This window comes from Pseudomonas canadensis (assembly GCF_000503215.1).
Taxonomy (GTDB): domain Bacteria; phylum Pseudomonadota; class Gammaproteobacteria; order Pseudomonadales; family Pseudomonadaceae; genus Aquipseudomonas; species Aquipseudomonas canadensis.
Genome location: NZ_AYTD01000017.1, coordinates 127,692 through 151,846 on the forward strand (window position 1 = coordinate 127,692; position 24,155 = coordinate 151,846).

22 protein-coding genes are annotated in these 24,155 nt (G+C 60.6%); 11 read left to right on the top strand and 11 right to left on the bottom strand.

Features of this window, described 5'->3' with window-relative positions; all coding sequences use genetic code 11:
- Nucleotides 1-5: 5 nt before the first annotated feature.
- From etfA to U367_RS0119335, 5 genes are all read right to left on the bottom strand, one after another.
- Nucleotides 6-1,226: an electron transfer flavoprotein subunit alpha gene (etfA, locus tag U367_RS0119315; protein ID WP_028618227.1), complete on the bottom strand. Its 1,221-nt coding sequence runs from the start codon at nucleotides 1,224-1,226 to the stop codon at nucleotides 6-8.
- Nucleotides 1,226-3,169 (bottom strand): dimethylglycine demethylation protein DgcB, encoded by a 1,944-nt coding sequence (dgcB, locus tag U367_RS0119320; protein ID WP_028618228.1) that lies wholly within the window; start codon nucleotides 3,167-3,169, stop codon nucleotides 1,226-1,228. Before dgcB ends, etfA begins: the two co-directional genes overlap by 1 nt.
- A 132-nt stretch (nucleotides 3,170-3,301) precedes the next feature.
- Entirely contained in the window at nucleotides 3,302-5,362 is a 2,061-nt protein-coding gene (gene dgcA / locus U367_RS0119325) for a dimethylglycine demethylation protein DgcA (RefSeq protein ID WP_016977794.1), read from the bottom strand.
- Nucleotides 5,363-5,377: 15 nt separating this feature from the next.
- The gene (locus U367_RS0119330; RefSeq protein WP_016977793.1) at nucleotides 5,378-5,908 is read right to left on the bottom strand and encodes a DUF5943 domain-containing protein; all 531 of its coding nucleotides are present in this window, start codon (nucleotides 5,906-5,908) and stop codon (nucleotides 5,378-5,380) included.
- Between the two features lie 77 nt (nucleotides 5,909-5,985).
- The gene (locus tag U367_RS0119335) at nucleotides 5,986-6,963 is read right to left on the bottom strand and encodes a dipeptidase (RefSeq protein WP_005792153.1); all 978 of its coding nucleotides are present in this window, start codon (nucleotides 6,961-6,963) and stop codon (nucleotides 5,986-5,988) included.
- A 219-nt stretch (nucleotides 6,964-7,182) separates the two neighbouring features.
- Between U367_RS0119335 and U367_RS0119340 the strand changes: the two genes are divergently transcribed.
- A complete protein-coding gene (locus tag U367_RS0119340; protein ID WP_016977792.1) occupies nucleotides 7,183-7,584 on the top strand; it encodes a lysozyme inhibitor LprI family protein in 402 nt (133 codons plus the stop codon).
- 3 nt (nucleotides 7,585-7,587) lie between these two features.
- Here U367_RS0119340 and U367_RS0119345 read toward each other — a convergent pair whose 3' ends face one another.
- Nucleotides 7,588-8,826, bottom strand: coding sequence for a type II toxin-antitoxin system HipA family toxin (locus U367_RS0119345; protein WP_028618229.1), 1,239 nt, complete (start codon nucleotides 8,824-8,826; stop codon nucleotides 7,588-7,590).
- Nucleotides 8,823-9,119, bottom strand: a complete 297-nt coding sequence (locus U367_RS0119350) for a helix-turn-helix domain-containing protein (protein ID WP_028618230.1) — start codon at nucleotides 9,117-9,119, stop codon at nucleotides 8,823-8,825. The genes U367_RS0119345 and U367_RS0119350 overlap by 4 nt, the downstream gene beginning before the upstream one ends.
- A gap of 217 nt (nucleotides 9,120-9,336) precedes the next feature.
- Here U367_RS0119350 and U367_RS0119355 point away from each other — a divergent pair, with 217 nt between their 5' ends.
- Nucleotides 9,337-9,753 carry a DUF3010 family protein gene (locus tag U367_RS0119355; RefSeq protein ID WP_028618231.1) on the top strand — a complete coding sequence of 139 codons (417 nt, stop codon included), beginning with the start codon at nucleotides 9,337-9,339 and terminating at the stop codon, nucleotides 9,751-9,753.
- A gap of 63 nt (nucleotides 9,754-9,816) precedes the next feature.
- Here the strand turns inward: U367_RS0119355 and U367_RS0119360 are convergent, their stop codons facing one another.
- Together U367_RS0119360 and U367_RS0119365 are read right to left on the bottom strand one after the other, a co-directional pair.
- On the bottom strand, nucleotides 9,817-10,995 hold the full coding sequence (locus U367_RS0119360; RefSeq protein WP_028618232.1) for an AAA family ATPase: 1,179 nt from the start codon (nucleotides 10,993-10,995) through the stop codon (nucleotides 9,817-9,819).
- A gap of 68 nt (nucleotides 10,996-11,063) precedes the next feature.
- The gene (locus U367_RS0119365; protein ID WP_028618233.1) at nucleotides 11,064-12,008 is read right to left on the bottom strand and encodes a GlxA family transcriptional regulator; all 945 of its coding nucleotides are present in this window, start codon (nucleotides 12,006-12,008) and stop codon (nucleotides 11,064-11,066) included.
- Nucleotides 12,009-12,201: 193 nt separating this feature from the next.
- Between U367_RS0119365 and U367_RS0119370 the strand changes: the two genes are divergently transcribed.
- The 6 genes from U367_RS0119370 (at nucleotide 12,202) to U367_RS0119395 (ending at nucleotide 17,453) form a co-directional block, all read left to right on the top strand.
- Complete coding sequence (locus tag U367_RS0119370; protein ID WP_028618234.1) at nucleotides 12,202-13,146, top strand: choline ABC transporter substrate-binding protein; 945 nt, start codon at nucleotides 12,202-12,204, stop codon at nucleotides 13,144-13,146.
- Nucleotides 13,147-13,219: 73 nt separating this feature from the next.
- Nucleotides 13,220-14,107: a BKACE family enzyme gene (locus U367_RS0119375; RefSeq protein ID WP_010207113.1), complete on the top strand. Its 888-nt coding sequence runs from the start codon at nucleotides 13,220-13,222 to the stop codon at nucleotides 14,105-14,107.
- A 144-nt stretch (nucleotides 14,108-14,251) separates the two neighbouring features.
- Entirely contained in the window at nucleotides 14,252-15,217 is a 966-nt protein-coding gene (locus tag U367_RS0119380; protein WP_028618235.1) for an L-carnitine dehydrogenase, read from the top strand.
- A 13-nt stretch (nucleotides 15,218-15,230) separates the two neighbouring features.
- Complete coding sequence (locus U367_RS0119385) at nucleotides 15,231-15,707, top strand: thioesterase family protein (RefSeq protein ID WP_028618236.1); 477 nt, start codon at nucleotides 15,231-15,233, stop codon at nucleotides 15,705-15,707.
- 27 nt (nucleotides 15,708-15,734) lie between these two features.
- A complete protein-coding gene (locus tag U367_RS0119390) occupies nucleotides 15,735-16,895 on the top strand; it encodes a gamma-butyrobetaine dioxygenase (protein WP_028618237.1) in 1,161 nt (386 codons plus the stop codon).
- Nucleotides 16,896-17,189: 294 nt separating this feature from the next.
- Complete coding sequence (locus tag U367_RS0119395; RefSeq protein WP_028618238.1) at nucleotides 17,190-17,453, top strand: hypothetical protein; 264 nt, start codon at nucleotides 17,190-17,192, stop codon at nucleotides 17,451-17,453.
- A 143-nt stretch (nucleotides 17,454-17,596) separates the two neighbouring features.
- On the opposite strand, the gene gbdR is transcribed toward U367_RS0119395, so the two are convergent.
- A complete protein-coding gene (gene gbdR / locus U367_RS0119400) occupies nucleotides 17,597-18,700 on the bottom strand; it encodes a choline metabolism transcriptional regulator GbdR (RefSeq protein WP_005792167.1) in 1,104 nt (367 codons plus the stop codon).
- Nucleotides 18,701-19,234: 534 nt separating this feature from the next.
- On the bottom strand, nucleotides 19,235-20,611 hold the full coding sequence (locus tag U367_RS0119405) for an L-serine ammonia-lyase (RefSeq protein WP_028618239.1): 1,377 nt from the start codon (nucleotides 20,609-20,611) through the stop codon (nucleotides 19,235-19,237).
- A gap of 415 nt (nucleotides 20,612-21,026) precedes the next feature.
- Here U367_RS0119405 and U367_RS0119410 point away from each other — a divergent pair, with 415 nt between their 5' ends.
- The 3 genes from U367_RS0119410 (at nucleotide 21,027) to choV (ending at nucleotide 24,061) form a co-directional block, all read left to right on the top strand.
- Nucleotides 21,027-21,974 (top strand): choline ABC transporter substrate-binding protein, encoded by a 948-nt coding sequence (locus U367_RS0119410; RefSeq protein ID WP_028618240.1) that lies wholly within the window; start codon nucleotides 21,027-21,029, stop codon nucleotides 21,972-21,974.
- A 66-nt stretch (nucleotides 21,975-22,040) separates the two neighbouring features.
- On the top strand, nucleotides 22,041-22,886 hold the full coding sequence (choW, locus tag U367_RS0119415; protein ID WP_016972877.1) for a choline ABC transporter permease subunit: 846 nt from the start codon (nucleotides 22,041-22,043) through the stop codon (nucleotides 22,884-22,886).
- Nucleotides 22,883-24,061, top strand: coding sequence for a choline ABC transporter ATP-binding protein (gene choV, locus U367_RS0119420; RefSeq protein WP_028618241.1), 1,179 nt, complete (start codon nucleotides 22,883-22,885; stop codon nucleotides 24,059-24,061). The genes choW and choV overlap by 4 nt, the downstream gene beginning before the upstream one ends.
- Nucleotides 24,062-24,155: the final 94 nt, after the last annotated feature.

The following is a 24,155-nucleotide window of genomic DNA, read 5'->3' on the forward strand; positions in this document are numbered from 1 at the left end:
TATCCTCAAGCCGCGTCGCGCTTGGCGCCGTTGCGGTAGGCCTCGACCGCAACGATCAAGGCTTGCAGAATCGCGGCGCTTTCGCCGATGACCGAGAGATCGGCGCGCTTGATCATGTCGCAACCAGGGTCGAGGTTGATCGCCACCACCTTGTCGCAGGCACCGATGCCTTGCAGGTGCTGGATCGCCCCGGAAATGCCCACGGCCACATAGACCCGCGCCGTGACCCAGGTGCCGCTGGCGCCGACCTGGCGATCACGCGCCATGAAGCCATCGTCCACCGCCACCCGCGAGGCGCCTTCGGTGGCGCCCAAGGCCGCTGCGGTCTGGTGGAACAAGGCCCAGTCCTTCACACCGTTGCCGCCGGAGAAAATGAATTCCGCTTCGGCCATGGGAATCGCCGCCGGATCCACCGCTACTGCGCCGAGGTCTTCGATGCGTGGCAGGCTGCGCGCCAGGGCTGTGGATAACTCCACGGGGAGCACTTCGTGACGGGTTTCGCTGACGGGATCGGCGCATTCAACGGCCGCCAGAATCAGGCGTGGCAGCGGACGGGCCAAGTCTTCCTGGCCCGCACCGGCGCGGCCGATGCACTCGTCGCCCTTGATCTGCCAAACCCGCGTAGCCGGGCGCTCCTTGAGGCTGGCGGCAAACCGTCGGCCCAGTTCGCCACCACCGCTGCGGCTGTCGGGCAGCAACCAGTGGCGCGGGTTGAACTGGTTATCCACAGCGCGTAAACCCTGTACCCGTTGTTCCGGTGAATAACCGTCGAATTCATGGCCGTCCAGCACCAGCAGGCGGTCGACGCCTGCGGTGGCAAACGCATTTTCCTTGTGTTCGCCAAACACCACCGCCAGCACCGCGCCGTCGCTGCCAGCCAGTTGCCGGGCCAGGCCGAGCAAGTCGCGGTCGTGGCTGCTCAAGCGACCACCGACCATATCCGGCACCACGTTGATGTAGAACGCAGGCGCCGCCACCTGATGCAGTGGCAACTGCACTTCCACGGCCGCGGTACGCTTGGCCGCGCCGCCCTGCTGGGCGCCGCTGCGGTCGATGCGCTTGATGCCATTGGGGCCGATGAAGCCGACGCCATGGACGTTCTTGCGGATGACCCCGTTAGGTCCCATCCAGCTGTGTTGCACCGGTTGCATCGCTGCGTGCAGCGGGTGCAGGCGGTTGCGGGCGATCCATTCGGCCCGCGGGTCGCGGCGGATAATGTCGCTCATTAATGCACCTCCGCAGGTTCACGCTTGATGGGAGCTTTGGTGGGCACTGCATCTTCAAGTAATGCGTCGGCCACCAGCTCGGCAATATCCTTGATCAACGGGCGCGGCTCGACTACGCCTTCCAGCATCGCCGTGCATTGCGGGCAACCCACGGCCACCAGCTCGGCGCCGGTTTCGCGGATGTCGTCCATACGCATGTCCGGGATCCGTTGCTTGCCGGGAATGTCGGTAATCGGCGCACCGCCACCTCCACCGCAGCAGCGTGAGCGGAAACCCGAGCGTTGCATCTCCTTGACCTCGATGCCCAATGCCCGCAGCACTTGGCGCGGCGCCTCGTACTCGCCGTTGTAGCGGCCCAGGTAGCAAGGGTCGTGATAGGTCACGCTGTTGCCCTTGTGCTGGCCCAGGTTCAGCGCGCCTTCGCCGATCAACTCGGCCATGAACGTACTGTGGTGCTGCACAAGGTAGTTGCCGTTGAAGGCGCCGTATTCGTTTTTCAGCACATGGAAGCTGTGCGGATCGCAGGTGACGATGCGCTTGAAGCTGTACTTGGCCAGGGTCTGGATATTGCGCGAGGCCAACAACTGGAAGGTCGCTTCATCGCCCAGACGACGGGCCACGTCGCCGCTGTCACGCTCTTCCAGGCCCAGCACGGCAAAGTCGACCTTGGCGGCTTTGAGCACTTTGACGAAGGCACGCAGGGTGCGTTGGTTACGCATGTCGAAGGCACCGTCGCCGACCCAGAACAGCACGTCGGCGCTGCCTTTTTCGCTGAGCAGCGGCAGGTTCAGGTCTGCCGCCCAGTTCAGGCGACCACCCGGTGCGAAACCGCCGGGGTTGTCGGTGGCGATCAGGTTCTCCAGCACTTCGGCGCCCTTGTTCGGCGTGGCGCCTTTTTCCAGGGTAAGGTGGCGGCGCATATCGACGATGGCGTCCACGTGCTCGATCATCATCGGGCACTCTTCCACGCAGGCGCGGCAGGTGGTGCAGGACCACAGGGTCTCGGCGTCCACCAGGCCGTTGACGATGGGCTGATGCGGGTTGCCGCTGTGTTCGCCGATCGGTTTGCCTGGATAGGGGCTACCGGCGAACTTGGCATCCGTGCCGCCAGCCAGGCCAACGACCATGTCCTGGATCAGTTTTTTCGGGTTCAGTGGCTGGCCGGCGGCGAAGGCCGGGCACGCGGCTTCGCACTTGCCGCACTGCACGCAGGCGTCGAAGCCGAGCAGTTGGTTCCAAGTGAAATCCTTGGGTTTTTCCACGCCCAACGGCGCGGTTTTATCGCTGAGGTCCAGCGGCTTCAACCCGGTGGAACGGCCACCGCCGAAACGCTCGGCGCGGCGGTGCCAGGCCAGGTGCAAGGCTCCCGCGAAGGCGTGTTTCATCGGGCCGCCCCAGGTCATGCCGAAGAACATCTCGGACACGCCCCACAGCACGCCCACGCTGAGCAACGCTGCAAGCAACCAGCCGCCGAAGTCCGCTTGCAGGATTCCAGCCACCGGCAGGGTGACCAGGAAGAAGCTGACCGAGAACGCCATGAGGCTTTTCGGCAGGCGCATCCATGGGCCCTTTGACAGACGTGAAGGCGGATTACGGCGACGCAGGTACACAAAGGTGGCGCCGACAAACATCAGCACCGACGCCAGCAGTAAGGCATAGCCAAGGATACGGCTCTGCAGGCCGAAGCCATGGACCAGAATGGCGAGCAACGCCGACAGCACAAAACCCAGCGCGGTGGCGACGTGGGTATTGGCGATGTATTTGTCGCGGGCGACCACGTGGTGCAGGTCGACCATGTAGCGCTTGGGCATGGCCAGCAGGCCGCCCAGCAGGTCGACCTTGGACGCGCGGCCACGGCGCCACATGTTCACCCGGCGCAAGGCGCCGACGACAGCAAGGCCCAGGGCGGCAAACAAGAGAATAGGCAGCAAGGTGTTCAACATGGTGAAGCTCCCGCAAGGCTCCTGTAGGAGCGAGCTTGCTCGCGAAGGTCGTCAGCGATTACGCGTCCATCCTGGATGAACACGTTGTCCTGGCGTTTTTCGCGAGCAAGCTCGCTCCTACAGGGAGGTTGCCTAGAAATCCTTGCACAAGCGCAGGGCGTCATAGATCGCAGCATGGGTATTACGCTGCGCCACACAATCACCAATGCGGAACAGCAAGTACCCATCACCCGCCTCGCTCAGGCACGGCTGCGGCTTGATCGCGAACAAGGCTTCGACGTCGATCTGGCCCTTGTTGCGCGAGCCTTCCTTGAGTGCGTAGTAGATGGCTTCGTCCGGGCGCACGCCGTTCTCGACGACCACCTGGTCCACCACCCGCTCCTCTTTGGCGCCGGTGTATTCGTTTTCCAGCACCGCCACCAGCTTGTCGCCTTCGCGGTAGACCTTTTCCAGCATCATGTCGCCGGTCATGATCACTTCCTTCGGGTACATGCTGCGGTAGTAGGTCGGGAACGACGTACCGCCAATGGCCACGCCCGGCTTGATGTCGTCGGTGACGATTTCGACCTGGCTGCCTTTGTCCGCGAGGAAATCCGCCACCGACATGCCGGTGAATTCGCAGATAGTGTCGTACACCAGCACGTTCTTGCCCGGCGCCACTTTGCCGTCGAGCACGTCCCAGCTGCTCACCACCAAGCCTTCGGCTGCGCCCCAGTGTTCGTTCTGTTCCACGTTCGGATGTCCGCCCACCGCCAGCACCACCACGTCCGGACGCACGTCCAGGATAGTGTCGGCATCGGCGGCCACGCCCAGGCGCAGGTCGACCTTCAACCGTGCCAGTTCCAGTTGGTACCAGCGGGTGATACCGGCAATCTGGTCACGTTGCGGCGCCTTGGACGCCGTGGTGATCTGCCCACCAATAAACTCTTTTTTCTCGAACAGGGTCACGTCGTGACCACGTTCGGCTGCCACGCGCGCAGCCTCCATCCCGGCCGGGCCGGCACCGACCACCACAACCTTGCGTTTGACGCCGGTGGTTTTTTCGATGATGTGCGGCACACCCATGTATTCACGGGAGGTCGCGGCGTTCTGGATGCACAACACATCCAGGCCCTGGTACTGGCGGTCGATGCAGTAGTTGGCGCCGACGCACTGCTTGATTTGGTCGATCTGGCCCATCTTGATCTTGGCGATCAGGTGAGGGTCGGCGATGTGCGCACGGGTCATGCCGACCATGTCCACATAACCGCCCTCGAGGATGCGCGTGGCCTGGTTCGGGTCCTTGATGTTCTGCGCGTGCAGCACCGGAACCTTGACCACTTCCTTGATGCCGGCCGCCAAGTGCAGGAACGGCTCCGGTGGATAACTCATGTTGGGGATCACGTTGGCCAGGGTGTTGTGCGTGTCGCAACCCGAGCCCACCACGCCGATGAAATCCAGCATGCCGGTGTCGTCGTAATACTTGGCGATCTGCTTCATGTCCTCATGGGACAGGCCGTCCGGGTGGAACTCGTCACCGCACAAGCGCATGCCCACGCAGAAGTCGTCACCGACCTCGGCGCGTACGGCTTTCAATACTTCCAGGCCGAACTTCATGCGGCCTTCGAAGGTGCCGCCCCACTCGTCAGTACGCTTGTTAACCCGCGGGCTCCAGAACTGGTCGATCATGTGCTGGTGCACAGCGGACAACTCAACACCGTCCAGGCCGCCGGCCTTGGCGCGTTTGGCGGCGCTGGCGTAGTTGCCGATCACGCGCCAGATTTCTTCCGGCTCGATGGTCTTGCAAGTGGCACGGTGCACCGGCTCACGTACGCCGGACGGCGACATCAGCGTCGGCCAGTTGAAGCCGTCCCAACGCGAGCGACGGCCCATGTGGGTAATCTGAATCATGATCTTGGCGCCATGCTTGTGCATGGCGTCGGCCAGGTTCTGGAAGTGCGGGATGATGCGGTCGGTGGACAGGTTGACCGAACTCCACCATTCCTGCGGGCTGTCGATAGCCACAACAGAGGAACCGCCGCAGATCGCCAGGCCGATACCGCCCTTGGCTTTCTCTTCGTAGTACTTCACATAGCGGTCAGTGGTCATCCCGCCGTCGGTCGCGTAGACCTCGGCGTGGGCGGTGCTGAGCACGCGGTTGCGGATGGTCAGTTTGCCGATCTGGATCGGCTGGAACATTGCTTCGAAAGCCATGGCACGGTCCTCGGCTTACAACGGCTTGACGGTGAACAGGCCGTCATCGTGGCCCTCTTCGGAGCCTCCGTAGACTTGTTCGGCGACAGTGCGGATCTGGCTGCCGCGGGCTTGCAGAATCTGGTCCATGGCGCCGGCAAACCAACCAGTGAACATGTAGTCCACTTTGCGCCCGACCTTGCCGTACACGTAGACGAAGGCCGAGTGTTCGAGCTTGACGCTGGCGGTGCCTTTGTCGAGGTCGATGTCCTGAATCTTGAACAAGCCCCAGCCGCGTTGCGACAGGCGCTTCATGTAGTGCTCGAACACCGCGACGCCTTCCAGGCCATGGCATTCAGCTTCTTTTTCACACCAGTGCCAAGCGGACTTGTAGCCAGCCTTGTAGAGGATTTCGGCGTAGGCATCGGCGCCCAGCACTTCTTCGATACCGATGTGGTTGTTGACGAAGAAATGGCGCGGCACGTACAGCATTGGCAGGGCGTCGGAGGTCCAGACACCGGTTTCGCTGTCGACTTCGATAGGCAATTGCGGGGCGATCTTGGCCATGGAAACTTAACTCCAGAAAAATTCTTGTTAATGCCCCCGGCGCGAACGGCCGGGGGAAAAGATGCGTTGGCGGTGGCTTATTCGCCCCAGACGTCTTTCAAGACGTTGACCCAGTTTTCGCCCATGATCTTGCGTACCACGCGCTCGGGGTGGCCGCGCTTGAGCAGGGTCTCGGTGAGGTTGGGGAACTCGCCCACGGTGCGGATGCCCAGCGGGTTGATGATCTTGCCGAAGCTGGTCAGGCGGCGGGCGTAGCCCTTGTCATGGGTCAGCATTTCGAAGAAATCCTGGCCATGGCCCTGGGTGAAGTCGGTGCCGATGCCGATGGCGTCTTCGCCGACGATGTTCATGGTGTATTCGATGGCTTCGGCATAGTCGTCGATGGTCGAATCGATGCCCTTGGCCAGGAACGGCGCGAACATGGTCACGCCGACAAAACCACCGTGGTCGGCGATGAACTTCAGCTCTTCATCGGACTTGTTGCGCGGGTGCTCTTTAAGGCCGGACGGCAGGCAGTGGGAGTAGCACACAGGCTTTTTCGATTCGAGGATGACTTCTTCGGAAGTCTTGGAGCCGACGTGGGACAAGTCGCACATGATGCCGACGCGGTTCATCTCAGCAACGATTTCACGGCCGAAACCCGACAGGCCGCCATCACGCTCGTAGCAACCGGTGCCGACCAGGTTCTGGGTGTTGTAGCACATCTGCACCACACCGACGCCGAGCTGCTTGAAGATCTCGACATAGCCGAGCTGGTCTTCAAAGGCATGGGCGTTCTGGAAGCCGAAGATGATGCCGGTCTTGCCTTGTTCCTTGGCACGGCGGATGTCGGCGGTGGTTTTCACCGGGATCACCAGGTCGCTGTTTTCACGGATCAGGGTCTGGCTGGCCACGATATTGTTGATGGTGGCCTGGAACCCTTCCCACACCGACACGGTGCAGTTAGCGGCAGTGAGACCGCCTTTGCGCATGTCCTCGAACAGGTCGCGGTTCCACTTGGCAATAATCAGCCCGTCGATAACGATGCTGTCGGCGTGCAATTCGGCTGGGCTCATCAGGCGTCCCCTTATTGGCAATTCATGCGCCGAATCGTCTGCCGGCGCTTTGGGGCCAGCATATGCCCAGGGGCCGACAGAGCCGGGTGCAAAAACGACAGGGGAATTGCCGAAAGCGTCAATCCACGACAAAGGCTGGTATGAGAGGTCTGACTGGCGGCTGTTCTTTGTCTTACGCTTGAGCCAGAATTCCCGCATCACCTGATATGAGACGGCGCAATGAAATCGATTTTCCTGGCTTTGGCACTCATCGCAACCGGCGTCCACGCGGCCGAAGACACCGACAGCACGCCGTGCGATGGCATAGAAAACGACAAGCAAACCCTGGAATGCGCCTCCTATAACAAAACCACCGCCGAGCAATTGCTCAAGGATAACTATCAGGGCCTGCTGGAACGCATGGCTTCGACCTACGGCAGCGACAAGACCAAGCTGGCGGACATTACCGCTCGTCTGAAGGATGCCCAGCAGAAGTGGGAAAAGTTACGCGATGCCGACTGCGCCGTGGACACCTTCCCGGCAGTGAACGGCACCAAGGCGTATGCGATTGCGCAGAATGATTGTCTGGCACGAATGAGCGATGAGCGGTCGGAGTTTTTGGAGTCGATCGGGCAGGAGTGACCGCTAAAACACCTTCCTTATCGAGTTGAAGGCCATCTGCAGGTGATCACGCTGGGCTTTGTCGATATTGAGGTCAGCGCAATGCTGGTTCCACTGCGATAGGGCCTCTAACGTCTGCTCGATGTAGAGGTCAGGCTCAAGAAAGCTGAAGGGCGCACAGACCTTCTTGATTACCGTGCGTGATGGCTGACCTGCACCTGCAAAAGCGCTGGTGTGCTCATTCCCCCGACCGCTGGTATTGGCAAACGTCAGGTCGTAGGCCGGCGCCATCTGCCAGCCTGCCGATGAGCCAAAGAACGAAAAGTTTTTTGCATGATCGTCACGGTTGTGGGCCAGCGCGTTGAACACCATCAGTCGAGCCATTTTTTCTACATCCCTGGCGTTTTTGGTGATGGTGAAGGTCAGGCGCAACAGGTCACCATAATCCAGGCTCGGCATACGGAAGTCGGCATACAGAATCGCCGCGGCGGTGAGCATATGTCGCTTTGTAAGACCCACGCGGTCAAAGCGCCGTGTGACGAAAAACCGCTCTATTGCGGTAGCTGTCTCTATCTCAAGTAACGCTGAGTCGGAGATTTCGACCCCCGCCATACGGGCCGTCATGGCGTAGGCCTGTTCGATAGCGCCACTGTCACGATGCTCTTCCTGGCTACGGAATTTGATCAACCAGTGTTCGTAACCTTCCGGCATCTCACCAAATGAAGAGATAGCTTGCGTCTTGTCGGATGAAAGCCCAATGACTGCCTTAGGACGTGCCCCCCCGGGGGACCCACCCGCGAGGCGCAGTGATTCAATCACCTCTTTCGCTCCACCGGACAGCACCTCCTGTGAAGCCTGGTAAAGGGAAGCCAGGTCAAGTTCGTGCTGCTCTGTCCCCTTTTCGAACGCCGGTTTGTATTCCAGCGCCCCCATACCCCGATTTCCCATATAGCCGAGCCGGTCCAATGGGCCGATCGCACGGCGCTCAATGCCCAATTGCGTGCGAAAGAAACGGTCCATCAACAAGAGCCCCCAGCCATCGGGCAGCGAATCGCTGAACACCCCTTGCAGGCCACCAAACATCAGTGTGTCTGCCGCCAACTGAGGCGCGGAAGAAAAGTCCATGTACAACGGCGCCAGGTTGAAGCCGTTAGCCAGCCAACTCGGATCATACGAAAAGTAAATGCCTCGGCCAGGCGCATCTACCAGCTCTCCCACTCGCGAACCCTGCAACATCACGTGCAGCGCAGAAACTTTTTTCATCGACGTCCTCGAAGCCTGGTTTGGCTTTTTAGTTCCTGAAGACTGAGTGGCGGCGGTGCACTGAACAAATTCGCCATTTGCGCCCCTACTCCCAGACTCATCGCGATCAGTAACAAAGCATCCAGTGACACCTTGCCGGTCGTTTCAAACCGCTTGAGTGTGGATTCAGCCACTCCGGACTGGGCTGCCAAGGCTCGGCGAGAAAGGTTTTTGCTCAGCCGCAGAGCCTTGGCATTACCGGCGATCTGCAAGGCAATCTCGCCAGGGGCGTAAAGAATTTGAGTAAGGGCCATGGTTCGACCTCGAATGAGTGTTGCCAAGTGTAGCAGGCACGAAATAATCAGATTAAACAATGGATACCAGGTTATCCAATAAACGATAAAAAATCCTATAAAGGACAATATATAGCCCTTTATATCAAAAAGTCCTTAACCTGATTTGCAGTCTCTTTGACCCCCATCGAAAGGTAAGCGACCATCTGCGCCATCTCACCTCCTTCAAGGCCAAACCATGAAAACCTGCGGCATCGAAATCAAAGGCAGCGAAGCCATCATCGCCGTCACCTCCCTGGACAACCAGGCGCTGACCCACGTTGCCCTGGCCACCAAAAAGATCGCCCTCGACGATGATGACGAGGCCGCCAACGTCAAAGCCTTCGCGGCCCAGGTGAAGGCGTTCGTGCAGGAAAACGCCGTCGAGCGTATCGCGATCAAGAAGCGCAGCAAGAAAGGCGAGTTCGCCGGTGGCCCGACGACGTTCAAGATTGAAGGGGTGTTTCAGTTGCTGGAGGGTGTTGAGGTGACGCTGCTGTCGCCGCAGACCATCAATGCACAGAATAAGAAACACAACTTTGATCTACCGGCGACGCTGAACAAGTATCAGCATGAGGCGTACAAGGCGGCATGTTCAGCGCTGGTCAAGAAATAAGCCACACTGCAGATCCAGTGTGGGAGCGGGCTTGCTCGCTCCCACATTTGATCTCTGTGTTCTTCAGGCAGCTGCACGGCGCCGGTGCTGCAGCCAATCCCCGAAGGATTTGTCCTCCAGGGCATAACCCCCCCGGCTCGACTTCCATACCAGCTCTTTATCGCGCAGGGCATCGATACAGGCCTGAATGGTCTGCGTGCCTGGCACCACGTCGCTGCCCATGTCTTCCAAGGCCTTGCTGACGGCCGTGATGGTGCTGTCGGTAAACGGCGCGAACGGTTCGTTGTTCTGTGAGCGCTCCACCATCACTTCCAGCACCGCACGCTGGGGAATGGTGAGGGCGTTCCAGGCACTTTCGAACTCGGTCCAAACGCCGGCGCGCAGCAGTTCGGCGCGACTGTGCAGCAGTTGGCCCAGATTGCTCGCCTCCCCCAGTTCCAACGCCACTTCACCAATGATGGTGCGCAACATTTCCGGGCGATGGCCCACCAGCTCAAACGCTTCATCGATGTCGGCAGCATTGAACTGGTTGGTCTTGGCCAGAAGGCCGTTGAGGTACACGGTGTAGGCCTGTGTGAATGCTTTGCCCAGCAGTGGAAATGGCGTGATGCTGGACCCGAAGAACGGCTGGCTTTTACCTAATACCAGGTGGGCAAGCTTGTCGCGATTGGACCCCGTGAACACCAGGCGCAACCCGCTGCCCTCGCCTTCACGGCCTTGGTTGAGCTGGTCCCGTGCGGCCTTGAGGGCAAACATCGCATTAACACCGGCTTCGGTGGTGAGCGCGTGTTGCGCTTCGTCGATCACCAGCACGACGGTTTTCTCGGCAGCGCTGTGAAGCAACTCCAGCGCTTGCGTCAGTGTCGCGCCAGCAGGCAATTGCGGCTTGGTGAAATCCCAGGACAAGGTGCGCAGGAAGCTGAGCTTTTCAATGCCGATATTCTTGGCCAGCTTGCGGATGCCCTTTTCAAAGGGCACCAGGGCACCGGCGATGGCACTGGAGATCAGGTCGGCGGGGTCTTTTTCTTTGTCCGCCCATAGATCGACATACACAGCCAGCCAACCACGCGCCTGGCATTGCGGAACAAGGTCCTCACGCAAAAAAGTACTTTTGCCCGTGCGACGCGGCGCCGCGAGAAACAAGCCAGAGGTGAAATCCTGAATACCGGCGCCCACCAGGCCATCGGCAATGCTGCTTGCCAGGTCGGGGCGGCGGAACACGAAGCCGCTGTTCTTGGACATGCTTTTATACCCAATTATGGAAAGGACTATAAATTATAGTCGTGAGTATAATTGACTATAATCAGCCGTCAAACGACCTCCCGTCGCCGATCTTCCCTTGGGCATTTCGCAAACCGTGCCCGATAACTCCGCGTGAAATACGACGGCGACTCAAACCCGCAGGCAATGCTCACTTCCAGCACACTCATACCGCTTTGACGTAAGAGCTGCCGGGCTTTCTCCAGGCGCAGGCCGAGGTAGAAGTTGCTCGGGGTGTCATTCAAATGCAGGCGAAACAGCCGCTCCAGCTGGCGCCGGGTGACCTTGATCGCCTCAGCCAGGGCCAATGTGCTCAGGGGCGGCTCAGTGTGCTGCTCCATCTCGCCGATCACCTGCACCAGCTTCTTGTTGTTGATGCCGTAGCGCGTGGCGATCTGCATGCGCTGGTGGTCTTTGCGTGGACGGATGCGGCCGAGCACGAATTGCTCGGAGACCTGGATCGCCAGTTCGGGGCCGTGGGCCTGGGCGATCAGGTCGAGCATCAGGTCGATGGACGCTGTGCCGCCAGCGCAGGTGATGCGACGGCGGTCGATCTCGAACAGCTCCTGGGTCACGGTGAGCTGTGGATAAGATTCCTTGAAGGCGTCGATGGCCTCCCAGTGCAGGGTCAATCGGTGGCCGTCGAGCAGGCCCGCTTCGGCGAGGACGCAGGCGCCGGTGTCAATGGCGCCGAGGGTCACGCCATCATGGTCGAGACGGCGCAACCAGTGTTCCAACGCGGGGGTGGCGAATTGCAGCGGTTCGAAGCCGGCCACCACCAGCAAGGTCGCGCCTTTCTTCAGCGGCTCCAACGCGGCATCGGCGTTGACCGACATGCCATTGCTCGCCAGCACCGCGCCGCCATCGGCACTCAACACATGCCAGCGGTACAACTCGCCACGAAAGCGATTAGCCACCCGCAGCGGTTCCAGCGCGGAGATAAAGCCGATGGCCGAGAAGCCCGGCATCAGCAGAAAGTAGAAATCCTGGGACATGGTGGCGCTCTCGTAGGACGGGCAGCGTGGCACTGTGATACTCCCGTTCTCGGGTGGATTCAAGGGGGCAGGTCGCTGCAGTGCAAGAGCTGGTCGCCGCCGTGCGTTTTGTCGCCCCCAAAGCTACGTAACTTGGCTCCACGGTGCACAAAGACACCGGCCCCCACAATAACGACCTGCCGAGGGATCCACCATGAACCGACTGATCAGCCGCTGTGTGCTTGCACTCAGCGCCAGCGCCATCTTGAGCACCAACGTACTGGCTGCCGACGCGGCATCCTGCCAGAACGTGCGCATGGGCGTGGTGAACTGGACCGACGTAATCGCCACCAGCGCCATGACTCAAGTGTTGCTCGACGGCCTCGGCTACAAGACCAAACAGACCAGCGCCTCCCAGCAAATCATCTTCGCCGGCATCCGCGACCAGCGCCTGGACTTGTTCCTGGGTTACTGGAACCCGCTGATGACCCAGACCATCACGCCGTTCGTCGACGCCAAGCAAGTCAAAGTCCTCGACAAGCCCAGCCTGGAAGACGCGCGCGCCACCCTCGCCGTGCCGACTTACTTGGCGGACAAGGGCCTGAAAACCTTCGCTGACATCGCCAAGTTCGAGAAAGAACTGGGCGGCAAGATCTACGGCATCGAGCCAGGCTCGGGCGCCAACACCCAAATCAAGGCGATGATCGCCAAGAACCAGTTCGGCCTGGGCAAGTTCCAGCTGGTGGAATCCAGTGAAGCCGGCATGCTCGCCGCCGTCGACCGGGCGGTGCGCCGCAAGGAAGCCGTGGTGTTCTTCGGCTGGGCGCCGCACCCGATGAACGTCAACGTCGCCATGACCTACCTCACCGGCAGCGACGACGCCCTGGGCCCGAACGAAGGCATGGCCACCGTCTGGAGCGTCACCGCGCCGAACTACGCCGAGCAATGCCCGAACGTGCACAAACTGCTGACCAACCTGACCTTCACCGCCGCCGACGAGAGCCGGATGATGCAGCCGCTGCTGGATCACAAGGACGCCATCGAGTCCGCCAAGCAGTGGCTCAAGGATCACCCGCAAGACCAGGCGCGCTGGCTGGAAGGGGTGACGACCTTCGACGGTAAGCCGGCCGCGGCCAACCTGCAACTGACCAGCAAATAACTTTTTCTGAACCACCGTTTCGCAGCTCAACCGGGCTGCGAACGGCACCACCACGCCTGTAAGGAACCGCCTAATGAACCACGACGTCATCATCACCTGCGCACTCACCGGTGCTGGCGACACGACCAGCCGCAGCCCACACGTGCCGGTCACCCCCAAACAAATCGCCGCCGCCGCCGTGGAAGCTGCCAAGGCCGGCGCCACCGTTGTGCACTGCCATGTGCGCGACCCTGAAACCGGCAAGTTCAGCCGCGACGTCGCCCTGTACCGCGAAGTGATGGAGCGCATCCGCGAAGCCGACATCGACATCATCGTCAACCTCACCGCCGGCATGGGCGGTGACCTGGAGATCGGCGGCGGCGAGAACCCGATGGCGTTCGGCCCCAACACCGACCTGGTCGGCCCGTTGACCCGCCTGGCTCACGTGGAAGAGTTGCTGCCAGAAATCTGCACCCTGGACTGCGGCACGCTGAACTTTGGCGATGGCGACACTATTTACGTCTCCACCCCGGCGCAACTGCGGGCCGGCGCCAAGCGCATCCAGGAACTGGGCGTGAAGGCCGAGCTGGAGATCTTCGACACCGGCCACCTATGGTTCGCCAAGCAGATGATCAAGGAAGGCCTGCTCGACGACCCGCTGTTCCAACTGTGCCTGGGCATCCCATGGGGCGCGCCGGCGGACACCACCACCATGAAAGCCATGGTCGACAACCTGCCCGCCGACGCGGTGTGGGCCGGCTTCGGCATCGGCCGTATGCAAATGCCGATGGCGGCGCAAGCGGTGCTGCTGGGCGGCAACGTGCGGGTCGGCCTGGAAGACAACCTGTGGCTGGACAAAGGCGTGCTCGCCACCAACGGCCAGTTGGTGGAACGGGCGAGCGAAATCCTCAGCCGCCTGGGTGCACGGGTCATGACCCCGGCCGAAGGTCGCGTGAAGATGGGCCTCACCAAACGCGGCTAACCCTCTGCCGAAACGCATCAAAAATGTGGGAGCGGGCTTGCTCGCGAATGCGGCGAATCAGCACCGAATGCATCAACTGACACACTCATTCGCGAGCAAGCCCGCTCCCACAAGAAATCACCGAACTCCTCAGGAATGTGGCCCATGAGCTTTATTACAGAAATCAAAACCTTCGCCGCCCTCGGCAGCGGTGTCATCGGCAGCGGCTGGGTATCCCGCGCCCTGGCCCATGGCCTGGATGTAATCGCCTGGGACCCGGCGCCCGGTGCCGAAGCCGCACTGCGCAAACGTGTCGCCAACGCCTGGGGCGCCCTGGAAAAACAAGGCCTGGCGCCGGGTGCGTCTCAGGACCGCCTGCGCTTTGTCGCCACCATTGAAGAGTGTGTGAAAGACGCCGACTTCATCCAGGAAAGCGCCCCGGAACGCCTGGAACTGAAACTCGACCTGCACAGCAAGATCAGTGCTGCGGCCAAGCCGAATGCGTTGATTGGGTCGAGCACCTCCGGCCTGTTGCCGAGCGAGTTCTACGAGGGCTCGACCCACCCTGAGCGGTGCGTGGTCGGCCATCCGTTCAACCCGGTTTACCTGCTGCCACTTGTGGAAGTGGTCGGCGGCAAGAACACCGCGCCGGAAGCCGTTCAAGCCGCGATCAAGGTGTACGAATCCCTCGGCATGCGACCCCTGCATGTGCGCAAGGAGGTCCCAGGCTTTATCGCTGACCGTCTGCTCGAAGCGCTGTGGCGTGAAGCCCTGCATCTGGTCAATGACGGCGTGGCCACCACCGGCGAAATCGACGACGCGATCCGCTTTGGCGCGGGCTTGCGCTGGTCGTTCATGGGTACCTTCTTGACCTACACCCTGGCCGGCGGCGACGCCGGCATGCGCCACTTCATGGCGCAGTTCGGCCCGGCGCTGCAATTGCCGTGGACCTACCTGCCGGCGCCGGAGCTGACCGACAAGTTGATCGACGATGTAGTCGACGGCACCAGCGATCAACTGGGCAAACACAGCATTTCGGCGCTGGAGCGCTATCGTGATGACTGCCTGCTGGCGGTGCTGGAGGCGGTGAAAACCACCAAGGCCAAGCACGGCATGACCTTCGCCGAATAACGGAACCCCTGACATGCCCGCACTCACCACCTACACCACCCAGGTCCACCCCGACTGGGTGGACTACAACGGCCATCTGCGCGACGCGTTCTACCTGCTGATCTTCAGCTACGCCACCGACGCGCTGATGGACACCCTGGGCCTGGACAGCGAAAACCGCGAAGCCAGCGGCCATTCACTGTTCACCCTGGAGCTGCACCTCAACTACCTGCACGAAGTGAAACTCGGTGCCGACGTGGAGGTGCATACCCAACTGATCGCCTTTGATGCCAAGCGCCTGCACCTCTATCACAGCCTGCATTTAGTGGGCGATGAAAAGGAGCTGGCGGGCAACGAGCAGATGCTACTGCACGTTGATCTGACGGGCCCGAATTCGGCGCCGTTCACCGAGGCCACATTGGAAAAACTCACGGCTATCAGTGCGGAGCAGGCCGACCTGCCGCGCCCCGCACTGCTTGGCCGAGTGATTGGACTGCCGCTGAAAAAATAGCCACCCAAAAAACAATAAGGAGCCACCATGCAAACTGCCGCCGCTGTTGCCGATTTCCGTACTTACCCGAAGATTTGCGACATCGCGGACGTCAGGGTGCTGGAGGATCAAATCCTTGTGCAGTGGGTGGATGGACGGGTCAGCCCGTTTCATCATCTATGGCTGCGGGATAACTGCCCGTGCACGGAATGCGTGTACAGCGTGACCCGTGAGCAGGTGCTGGAGATTGTCGACGTGGATGCCAATCTCAGTGCGGCCTCTGCATGCATTGATCAAGGCAATCTGAGCCTGGAATGGAGCGGCGGGCACCGCAGCCAATACGATCCCGGCTGGCTGCGGGCCCATGCCTACGACGATGAATCCCGTGCCGAACGCCGTGCGGCAAAGCCCCATTCGCAGCTGTGGGACAGTCGCTTCCAACTGCCGGCGTTCGAATACAAGACCGTCATGGAAGACCCGAACGCGCTACTGCAATGGTTGCTGGCGCTGCGCGATTCAGGCCTGACGCAAATCCGGGGCGTCCCAACCGAGCCCGGCTCCCTGGCGCTGATCGCCAAGCGCATATCCTTTATCCGCGAGAGCAACTTCGGCGTGCTGTTCAATGTGCAATCCAAGGCCGATGCCGACAGCAATGCCTACACCGCTTTCAACCTGCCCTTGCACACTGATCTGCCCACGCGGGAGCTGCAACCGGGCCTGCAATTCCTGCATTGCCTGGTGAACGATGCCAGCGGTGGCGAGAGCATTTTTGTCGATGGGTTTGCCATCGCCCATGCGTTGCGCACAGAAGACCCAGAAGCGTTTCGCGCACTGTGTGAAATACCCGTGGAGTTTCGCAACAAGGACCGTCACAGCGACTATCGCCGCCTGGCGCCGATCATTGCGCTGGATGCCCTGGGGGAGGTGGCGGAGATTCGCATGGCCAACTTTCTGCGCGGGCCGTTCGAGGCCAGTGTGGAACAGATGCCCTTGCTGTATCGGGCCTACCGGCGGTTTATTGCAATGACGCGGGAGGACCGTTTTCGGCTGGTCAAGCGCCTGAACCCGGGCGAGTTGTGGTGCTTCGACAACCGCCGCACCTTGCATGCACGCAATGCTTTTGATCCCAGTTCGGGGGCGCGGCACTTCCAGGGATGCTATATCGACCGGGATGAATTGCTCTCGCGCATCCTGGTGTTGCAGCGCTAGTCCGTGCCGGCGATGGCGTCCGTGTAATCAGCACAAATCCCAGGCAAAAAAAGCCCCGATCCAGCCGTGACTGGATCGGGGCAGAGTGCCTTGTGTGAGCGTGACATCCTGAGGGTGACCAAACCTTCAAGCTGAGTGCCTGAGTTCAGTGTGCCCATTAATGCGTTCGGTAAACGGCCCGAAAACGACATGCTCATAGCCATCTGAGGCATTCGTGCAATCGGCCCTTGCCGACCGCTTGGGTGGCTACCAGAATCCAGTTCAAGCCCCGTTCCCTTTACCAGGATAAACGTCATGATGCATGCGGATTTGATTGACCAGGATGACCTGCTGGGCCAACTGCGCTCACTGGGTTTCGAAGTGTCCAGTGGCGCCACCGCCGAACAGGCCTGCGAGTGCGCCGTACGCGGTTTGAGCCCGGCGCGGGCCAAGGCCCTGAAGGGCATGGTTGAGCAGATGTATACCGGCAGCGCGACGATTCTGCCGGCCGTGAGGCAGGCGATCGACAAGCAGCTGTTGCCGGCATTGGTGCAGTTCAAACAGAACTCCGGCGCCTGATAAATCGTTGTGGTGAGCGGGCTTGCACCGCGCTGGGCTGCGCAGCGGCCCTAAAATCTTGGGAGCGCTTCGCACTCCAGCGCGGGGCAAGCCCGCTCACCACAGTAAGCCCGCTCACCACAACAGAACGTTCACCAAAAGGTCTAGAGCCTTACGCTGGCGAACGTCGATTCGTTTCTGGCCTGACTCAACGCCGACATCGGCCCCGACAACGGTGACAACACCAGTGCCTGCGGAATTGGCATCATCGCCACTTGCTGGGTGGTGTTGGAACCCACACGCTCATCCCGTGGCGGAATGCCGAAGTATTCGCGGTAGCACTTGGAGAAATGCGGTGTGGAGACAAACCCGCACACCGACGCCACTTCGATGATCGACATCGGCGTTTGCTTGAGCAACTGCCGTGCACGGATCAGGCGCAGCTTGAGGTAGTAACGCGACGGCGAACAATGCAGGTATTTCTGGAACAGGCGCTCCAACTGGCGACGCGACACGGCGACGTACACCGCCAGTTCGTCCAGGTCGATCGGTTCTTCCAGGTTGGCTTCCATCAGCGCGACGATTTCCTGCAGCTTCGGCTGGTTGGTGCCGAGCATGTGCTTGAGCGGCACACGCTGGTGATCCTGTTCGTTGCGGATGCGTTCGTACACGAACATCTCGGAGATCGCGGCCGACAGTTCACGGCCGTGGTCGCGGCTGATCAGGTGCAGCATCATGTCCAGTGGTGCGGTGCCGCCGGAGCTGGTGAAGCGGTTGCGGTCGAGGGTGAACAGGCGTGTGCTCATGGCCACACGGGGGAAGGCTTCCTGCATCGAGGCCAGGCATTCCCAGTGCACGCTGCAATCAAACCCATCGAGCAAACCGGCGCAGGCCAAGGCCCAACTGCCGGTGCACACCGCGCCGAGGCGACGGGACTGACGCGCCTGGCTTTGCAGCCACGACACATGCTCACGGGTAACGGTGCGCTGGATGCCCACGCCGCCGCACACGATCACGGTGTCCAGGGCCGGGGCTTTGTGCATGGAAGCATCGGGGGTGATTTGCAGACCGTCGCTGGCCCACACCTGGTTTCCGTCGACGCTCAAGGTCGTCCAGCGATACAGCTCGCGGCCGGAAAGCTGGTTGGCCATGCGCAGGGGTTCGACTGCGGAGGCCAGGGAAATCAGCGTGAAATTGTCCAGCAGCAAAAAGCCGATGGATTGAGGCGCACGGTTCTGGGGTTGGGCCCCGGAGTTGAACGACGTCATCGCGGTATCTCCTCACACAAAGCGGGTGATGGCCTCAGGCGAGGCTCTTGTTATTGCGCTCTTCATCCAGCGAGGAGAGAGGCTTTGAATTGATAGAGCAAATGCCATGCCTAAAATTGAATGGCCATCCAATAACTCCTAAAAACGACCTGATGACGCGTCTAGATAAGCCCGCGCCGCGAGTACGGATATAGCTGAAATCAGCCGTAGGAATGAGTCTGCCCACGGGGCGTGAGCAGATCGGTAGCACTTGTGGGAAGGCGCTTTGCGGGTGTGGGAAAAGTCTGTCACCCCAAGCACGGGTGACAGCGGGTCGGGCGGGAAATCGTTCGGTAGCTACTTATCTGTTTGCGACGCGCTAAAAGGTGGCGCTTTTGCATCCGGGTGTTCACTTGTGGTGAGCGGGCTTGCCCCGCGCTGGGTGGCGAAGCCGCCCTAAAATCAGGCGACTCGGTATTAACTGACACTATGTGGTGCCTTTATTGGGGCGGCTTCGCCACCCAGCGCGGGACAAGCCCGCTCACTACAAAACCATCAACATTCGACCGCACTCACCGCCAACCCACCCCGCGATGTCTCTTTGTATTTGTCATGCATATCCGCCCCGGTATCGCGCATGGTGCGAATCACCCGGTCCAGAGAGATAAAGTGCTGGCCATCGCCACGCAGCGCCATTTGCGCCGCGTTGATCGCCTTCACTGCCGCAATTGCATTGCGCTCGATGCACGGCACTTGCACCAGCCCACCCACCGGGTCGCAGGTAAGGCCCAAGTTATGTTCCAAGCCGATTTCGGCGGCGTTGCACAGCTGTTCCGGCGTGGCGCCAAGGATCTCGGCCAAACCAGCAGCCGCCATCGCGCAGGCCGACCCCACTTCACCCTGGCAACCGACTTCGGCACCGGAGATCGAGGCGTTCTTCTTGCACAGGATCCCCACCGCCGCCGCACCCAGCAGGTAGTCGACCACATTGGCTTCGGTGACTTCCTCGCTGAACTTCATGAAGTAGTGCAACACCGCCGGGATAATCCCCGCCGCGCCGTTGGTGGGTGCGGTGACCATGCGTCCACCGGCGGCGTTTTCCTCGTTGACTGCCAGGGCGAACAGGTTGACCCATTCCATGGCGCTCAAGGTCGAACCGATCACGTTCGGCTTACCCAACTCTTGCAGGCTGCGATGCAACTTGGCGGCGCGGCGGCGCACGTTCAGGCCGCCAGGCAGGATGCCTTCGTGCTTGAGGCCCTGCTCCACGCAATCCTGCATGGCGCGCCAGAGTTTCATCAGGCCGCTGCGAATTTCTTCTTCGGAGCGCCAGGTTTTTTCGTTAGCCAGCATCAACTCCGCGACGCGCAGGTTGTGGGTCTTGCACAACTGCAGCAGCTCCACCGCGCTGGAAAAGTCGTAAGGCAACTCGGTACGGTCCATATCGGCCACGCCGCTTTGCGCCTGGGCTTCATCCACTACAAAACCGCCGCCTACTGAATAGTAGGTATCGCGGTGCAGTTCACCCTTGTCACCGAACACCACCAGTGTCATGGCGTTGGGGTGGAACGGCAGGTTTTCGTCGAGCAGGCGCATGTCCCGCGCCCACACGAAGGGCACCGGCAGGCGCCCGTCCAGCAGCAACGTGTCGGTCTCGCGCAGGGTGTGAATGCGCAGGCCGATTTGCGACGGATCGATCGCGTCCGGCCATTCGCCCATCAGGCCCATGATGGTCGCGGTATCGCTGCCGTGGCCGATGCCGGTGGCGGACAAGGAGCCGTAGAGCTGAACTTCGACGCGCCGCACTTGTTCCAACAGTTCACGTTCACGCAAGCCTTGAACGAACAACGCCGCGGCGCGCATGGGGCCGACGGTGTGAGAACTCGAAGGCCCGATGCCGATCTTGAACAGGTCGAAAACACTGATAGCCATTAACGTGGAACTCCGCAGGTGAACAGGCCGGACACCAACGAGCTGCTACGCTCAGATCGCCCAGATGGCGGCATCATCAAGCTTTTACTTGCCGTCACGGCGTCTCACACCGACGCACTCATGCTCACAAGCGTCGCTACCGTGCGATCACCTGTTTTGGCCGTTTTTAGCGGTGCAGATGGGCAAAACCTGCAGTTTTGCCGCTGGAAAAATCTGTAAGCGACGTCACCGACACTGGATACGACCATCCCTGTACTGGATACGACGCCCCCTGTAGGCGTCAGATTTTCACTGGTACATGATCAGTCTCGACTCGTTTGCAAGGCACCGTGCCAGAGCTGTTGTCGCACGCACCAACCGCAACACTTATAAAGCGCGGCGAATGCCGCCAGAAAAAACACAGGAGTCTACCCAGATGAAAGGTTCACCCTCGTTGTTGTTGGCCGCCATGCTGAGTCTGCCAGTCATGGCGCACGCCGCAGAACCGGCACAATGTCAGACCGTCAACTTCTCCGATGTCGGCTGGACCGACATCACCGTCACCACCGCGACCACCAGCGAGATCCTCAAGGGCCTGGGCTACAAGCCGCGCACCACGATGATTTCGGTACCAGTGACCTACAAGTCCCTGGCCGACGGCAAGAACATGGACATCTTCCTCGGCAACTGGATGCCGACCATGGAAAACGACATCAAGCAGTACCGTGATGCCGGCACCGTGGAAACCGTGCGCGCCAACCTGGAGAACGCCAAGTACACCCTGGCCGTCCCGGAAGCGCTGTACAACAAGGGCCTCAAGGACTTCGCCGACATCGCCAAATTCAAGGATGAGCTGGGCGGCAAGATCTACGGCATCGAGCCAGGCAATGACGGCAACCGCACCATCCAGACCCTGATCGACAAAGACGCCTTCGGCCTGAAAACCGCCGGCTTCAAAGTCGTCGAATCCAGCGAAGCCGGCATGCTCTCCCAGGTCGAACGCGCCACCAAGCGCGACCAGGCCATCGTGTTCCTCGGCTGGGAACCGCACCCGATGAACACCCGCTTCAAGATGAAGTACCTGACCGGCGGCGACGACTCGTTCGGCCCCAACTACGGCCAGGCCACCATCTACACCAACACCCGCAAGGGCTACACCGAGGAATGCAGCAACGTGGGCCAGTTGCTGAAAAACCTGGTGTTCACCCTGAACATGGAAAGTACCCTGATGGGTAACGTCCTGGACGACAAACAAAAGCCTGACGCCGCCGCCAAGGCCTGGCTGAAAGCCAACCCACAAGTCCTCGACACCTGGCTCGCCGGTGTCACTACCGTAGATGGCAAACCAGGACTCGACGCCGTTAAAGCCTACCTCGCCAAGTAATGTTGTCCCCGGGGCGGTGCGCTGCCCCGGGATGTTTTCCCTCTTCGCATGTGGACATTCACTACCATGCTGACTGAACAGAAAATCCCACTAGGCCAGTACATCGCTGCCTTCGTCGAATGGTTGACCCAACACGGCGCCAACTACTTCGACGCAATCGCATCGACCCTGGAAACGATGATCCACGGCGTGACGTTCGCGCTGACCTGGTTCAATCCGCTGGCATTGATCGGTCTGATTGCGCTGCTGGCTCACTTTATCCAACGTAAATGGGGACTGACTGTTTTTGTCATCGCCTCCTTCCTGCTGATCCTCAACCTGGGGTACTGGCAGGAAACCATGGAGACCCTGGCGCAAGTGCTGTTCGCCACCCTGGTCTGCGTGGTCATCGGTGTGCCGCTGGGCATTGTTGCCGCGCACAAACCGTTGTTCTACACCATGATGCGGCCGGTGCTCGATCTGATGCAGACCGTACCGACCTTCGTCTACCTCATCCCTACCCTGACCCTCTTCGGGCTGGGTGTGGTGCCTGGGCTGATTTCCACGGTGGTGTTCGCGATTGCCGCGCCGATCCGTCTGACCTACCTGGGTATCCGTGATGTACCGCAAGAGTTGATGGACGCCGGCAAGGCCTTTGGCTGCTCGCGCCGTCAGTTGCTCTCGCGCATTGAACTGCCCCACGCCATGCCGAGCATTGCCGCCGGCATTACCCAATGCATCATGCTGTCGTTATCGATGGTGGTGATCGCGGCCCTGGTGGGCGCCGACGGCCTCGGCAAACCCGTGGTCAACGCACTCAACACCGCCGACATCGCCCTGGGCTTTGAAGCCGGTCTGGCGATCGTGCTGCTGGCCATCATGCTCGACCGCATTTGCAAACAACCCGACGCTAAAGTAGGGGGTGATGCATGAGCATTATCCGATTCGACAAGGTCGACGTGATCTTTTCAAAAGACCCACGCGAGGCGCTCAAGCTGCTGGACCAGGGCATGAGCCGTAACGAGATCCTGAAAAAGACCGGGCAGATTGTCGGCGTTGAAAAAGCCAGCCTGGATATCGAGAAAGGCGAAATCTGCGTGCTGATGGGCCTGTCGGGCTCCGGCAAATCCAGCTTGTTGCGCTGCATCAATGGCCTCAACACCGTCAGCCGTGGGCAACTGTTTGTGGAACATGAAGGTCGCCAGATCGACATCGCGTCCTGCACACCTGCCGAGCTGAAAATGATGCGCACCAAACGCATCGCCATGGTGTTCCAGAAATTCGCCCTGATGCCTTGGCTGACGGTGCGCGAGAACATCAGCTTCGGCCTGGAAATGCAGGGCCGTCCGGAGAAGGACCGGCGCAAGCTGGTGGACGAAAAGCTCGAACTGGTAGGCCTGACCCAATGGCGCAACAAGAAGCCGGACGAACTCTCCGGCGGCATGCAACAGCGCGTCGGCCTGGCCCGCGCGTTGGCAATGGACGCCGACATCCTGCTGATGGACGAACCCTTCTCCGCCCTCGACCCGCTGATCCGCCAAGGCCTTCAGGACGAGTTGCTGGAGCTGCAACGCAAGCTGAGCAAGACCATCGTGTTCGTGAGCCACGACCTCGACGAGGCGCTCAAACTGGGCAGCCGCATCGCGATCATGAAAGACGGCAAGATCATCCAGTACAGCGTGCCGGAAGAGATCGTGCTGAACCCGGCGGACGACTATGTGCGCACCTTCGTCGCGCATACCAACCCGCTGAACGTGCTGTGCGGGCGCAGCCTGATGCGCACACTGGACAACTGCAAGCGCGTCAACGGTTCGGTGTGCCTGGACCCGGGCGGCGACTCGTGGCTGGACCTGGCCGAAGGCAACACCATCAAGGGTGCCCGTCAGAATGGCGCGGTGATGAATTTGCAGAACTGGGCACCGGGGCAAGCGGTGGAAGGTTTGGGCCGAGTGCCGACGCTGGTGGATTCGAATATCGGCATGCGTGATGCGTTGCAGATTCGTTATCACACCGGGAACAAGCTGGTGTTGCATGACAACAACCAGGTGGTGGGGATCTTGGGTGACAGTGAGCTTTACCATGCCCTGCTAGGCAAGAACCTGGGCTAAGCCCCCGGACACAAAAACGCCGCGAGGATCGCGGCGTTTTGTTTTACCGGTATGACGGATAACACACCCCAGTGTAGGAGTCGGCTTGCCGGCG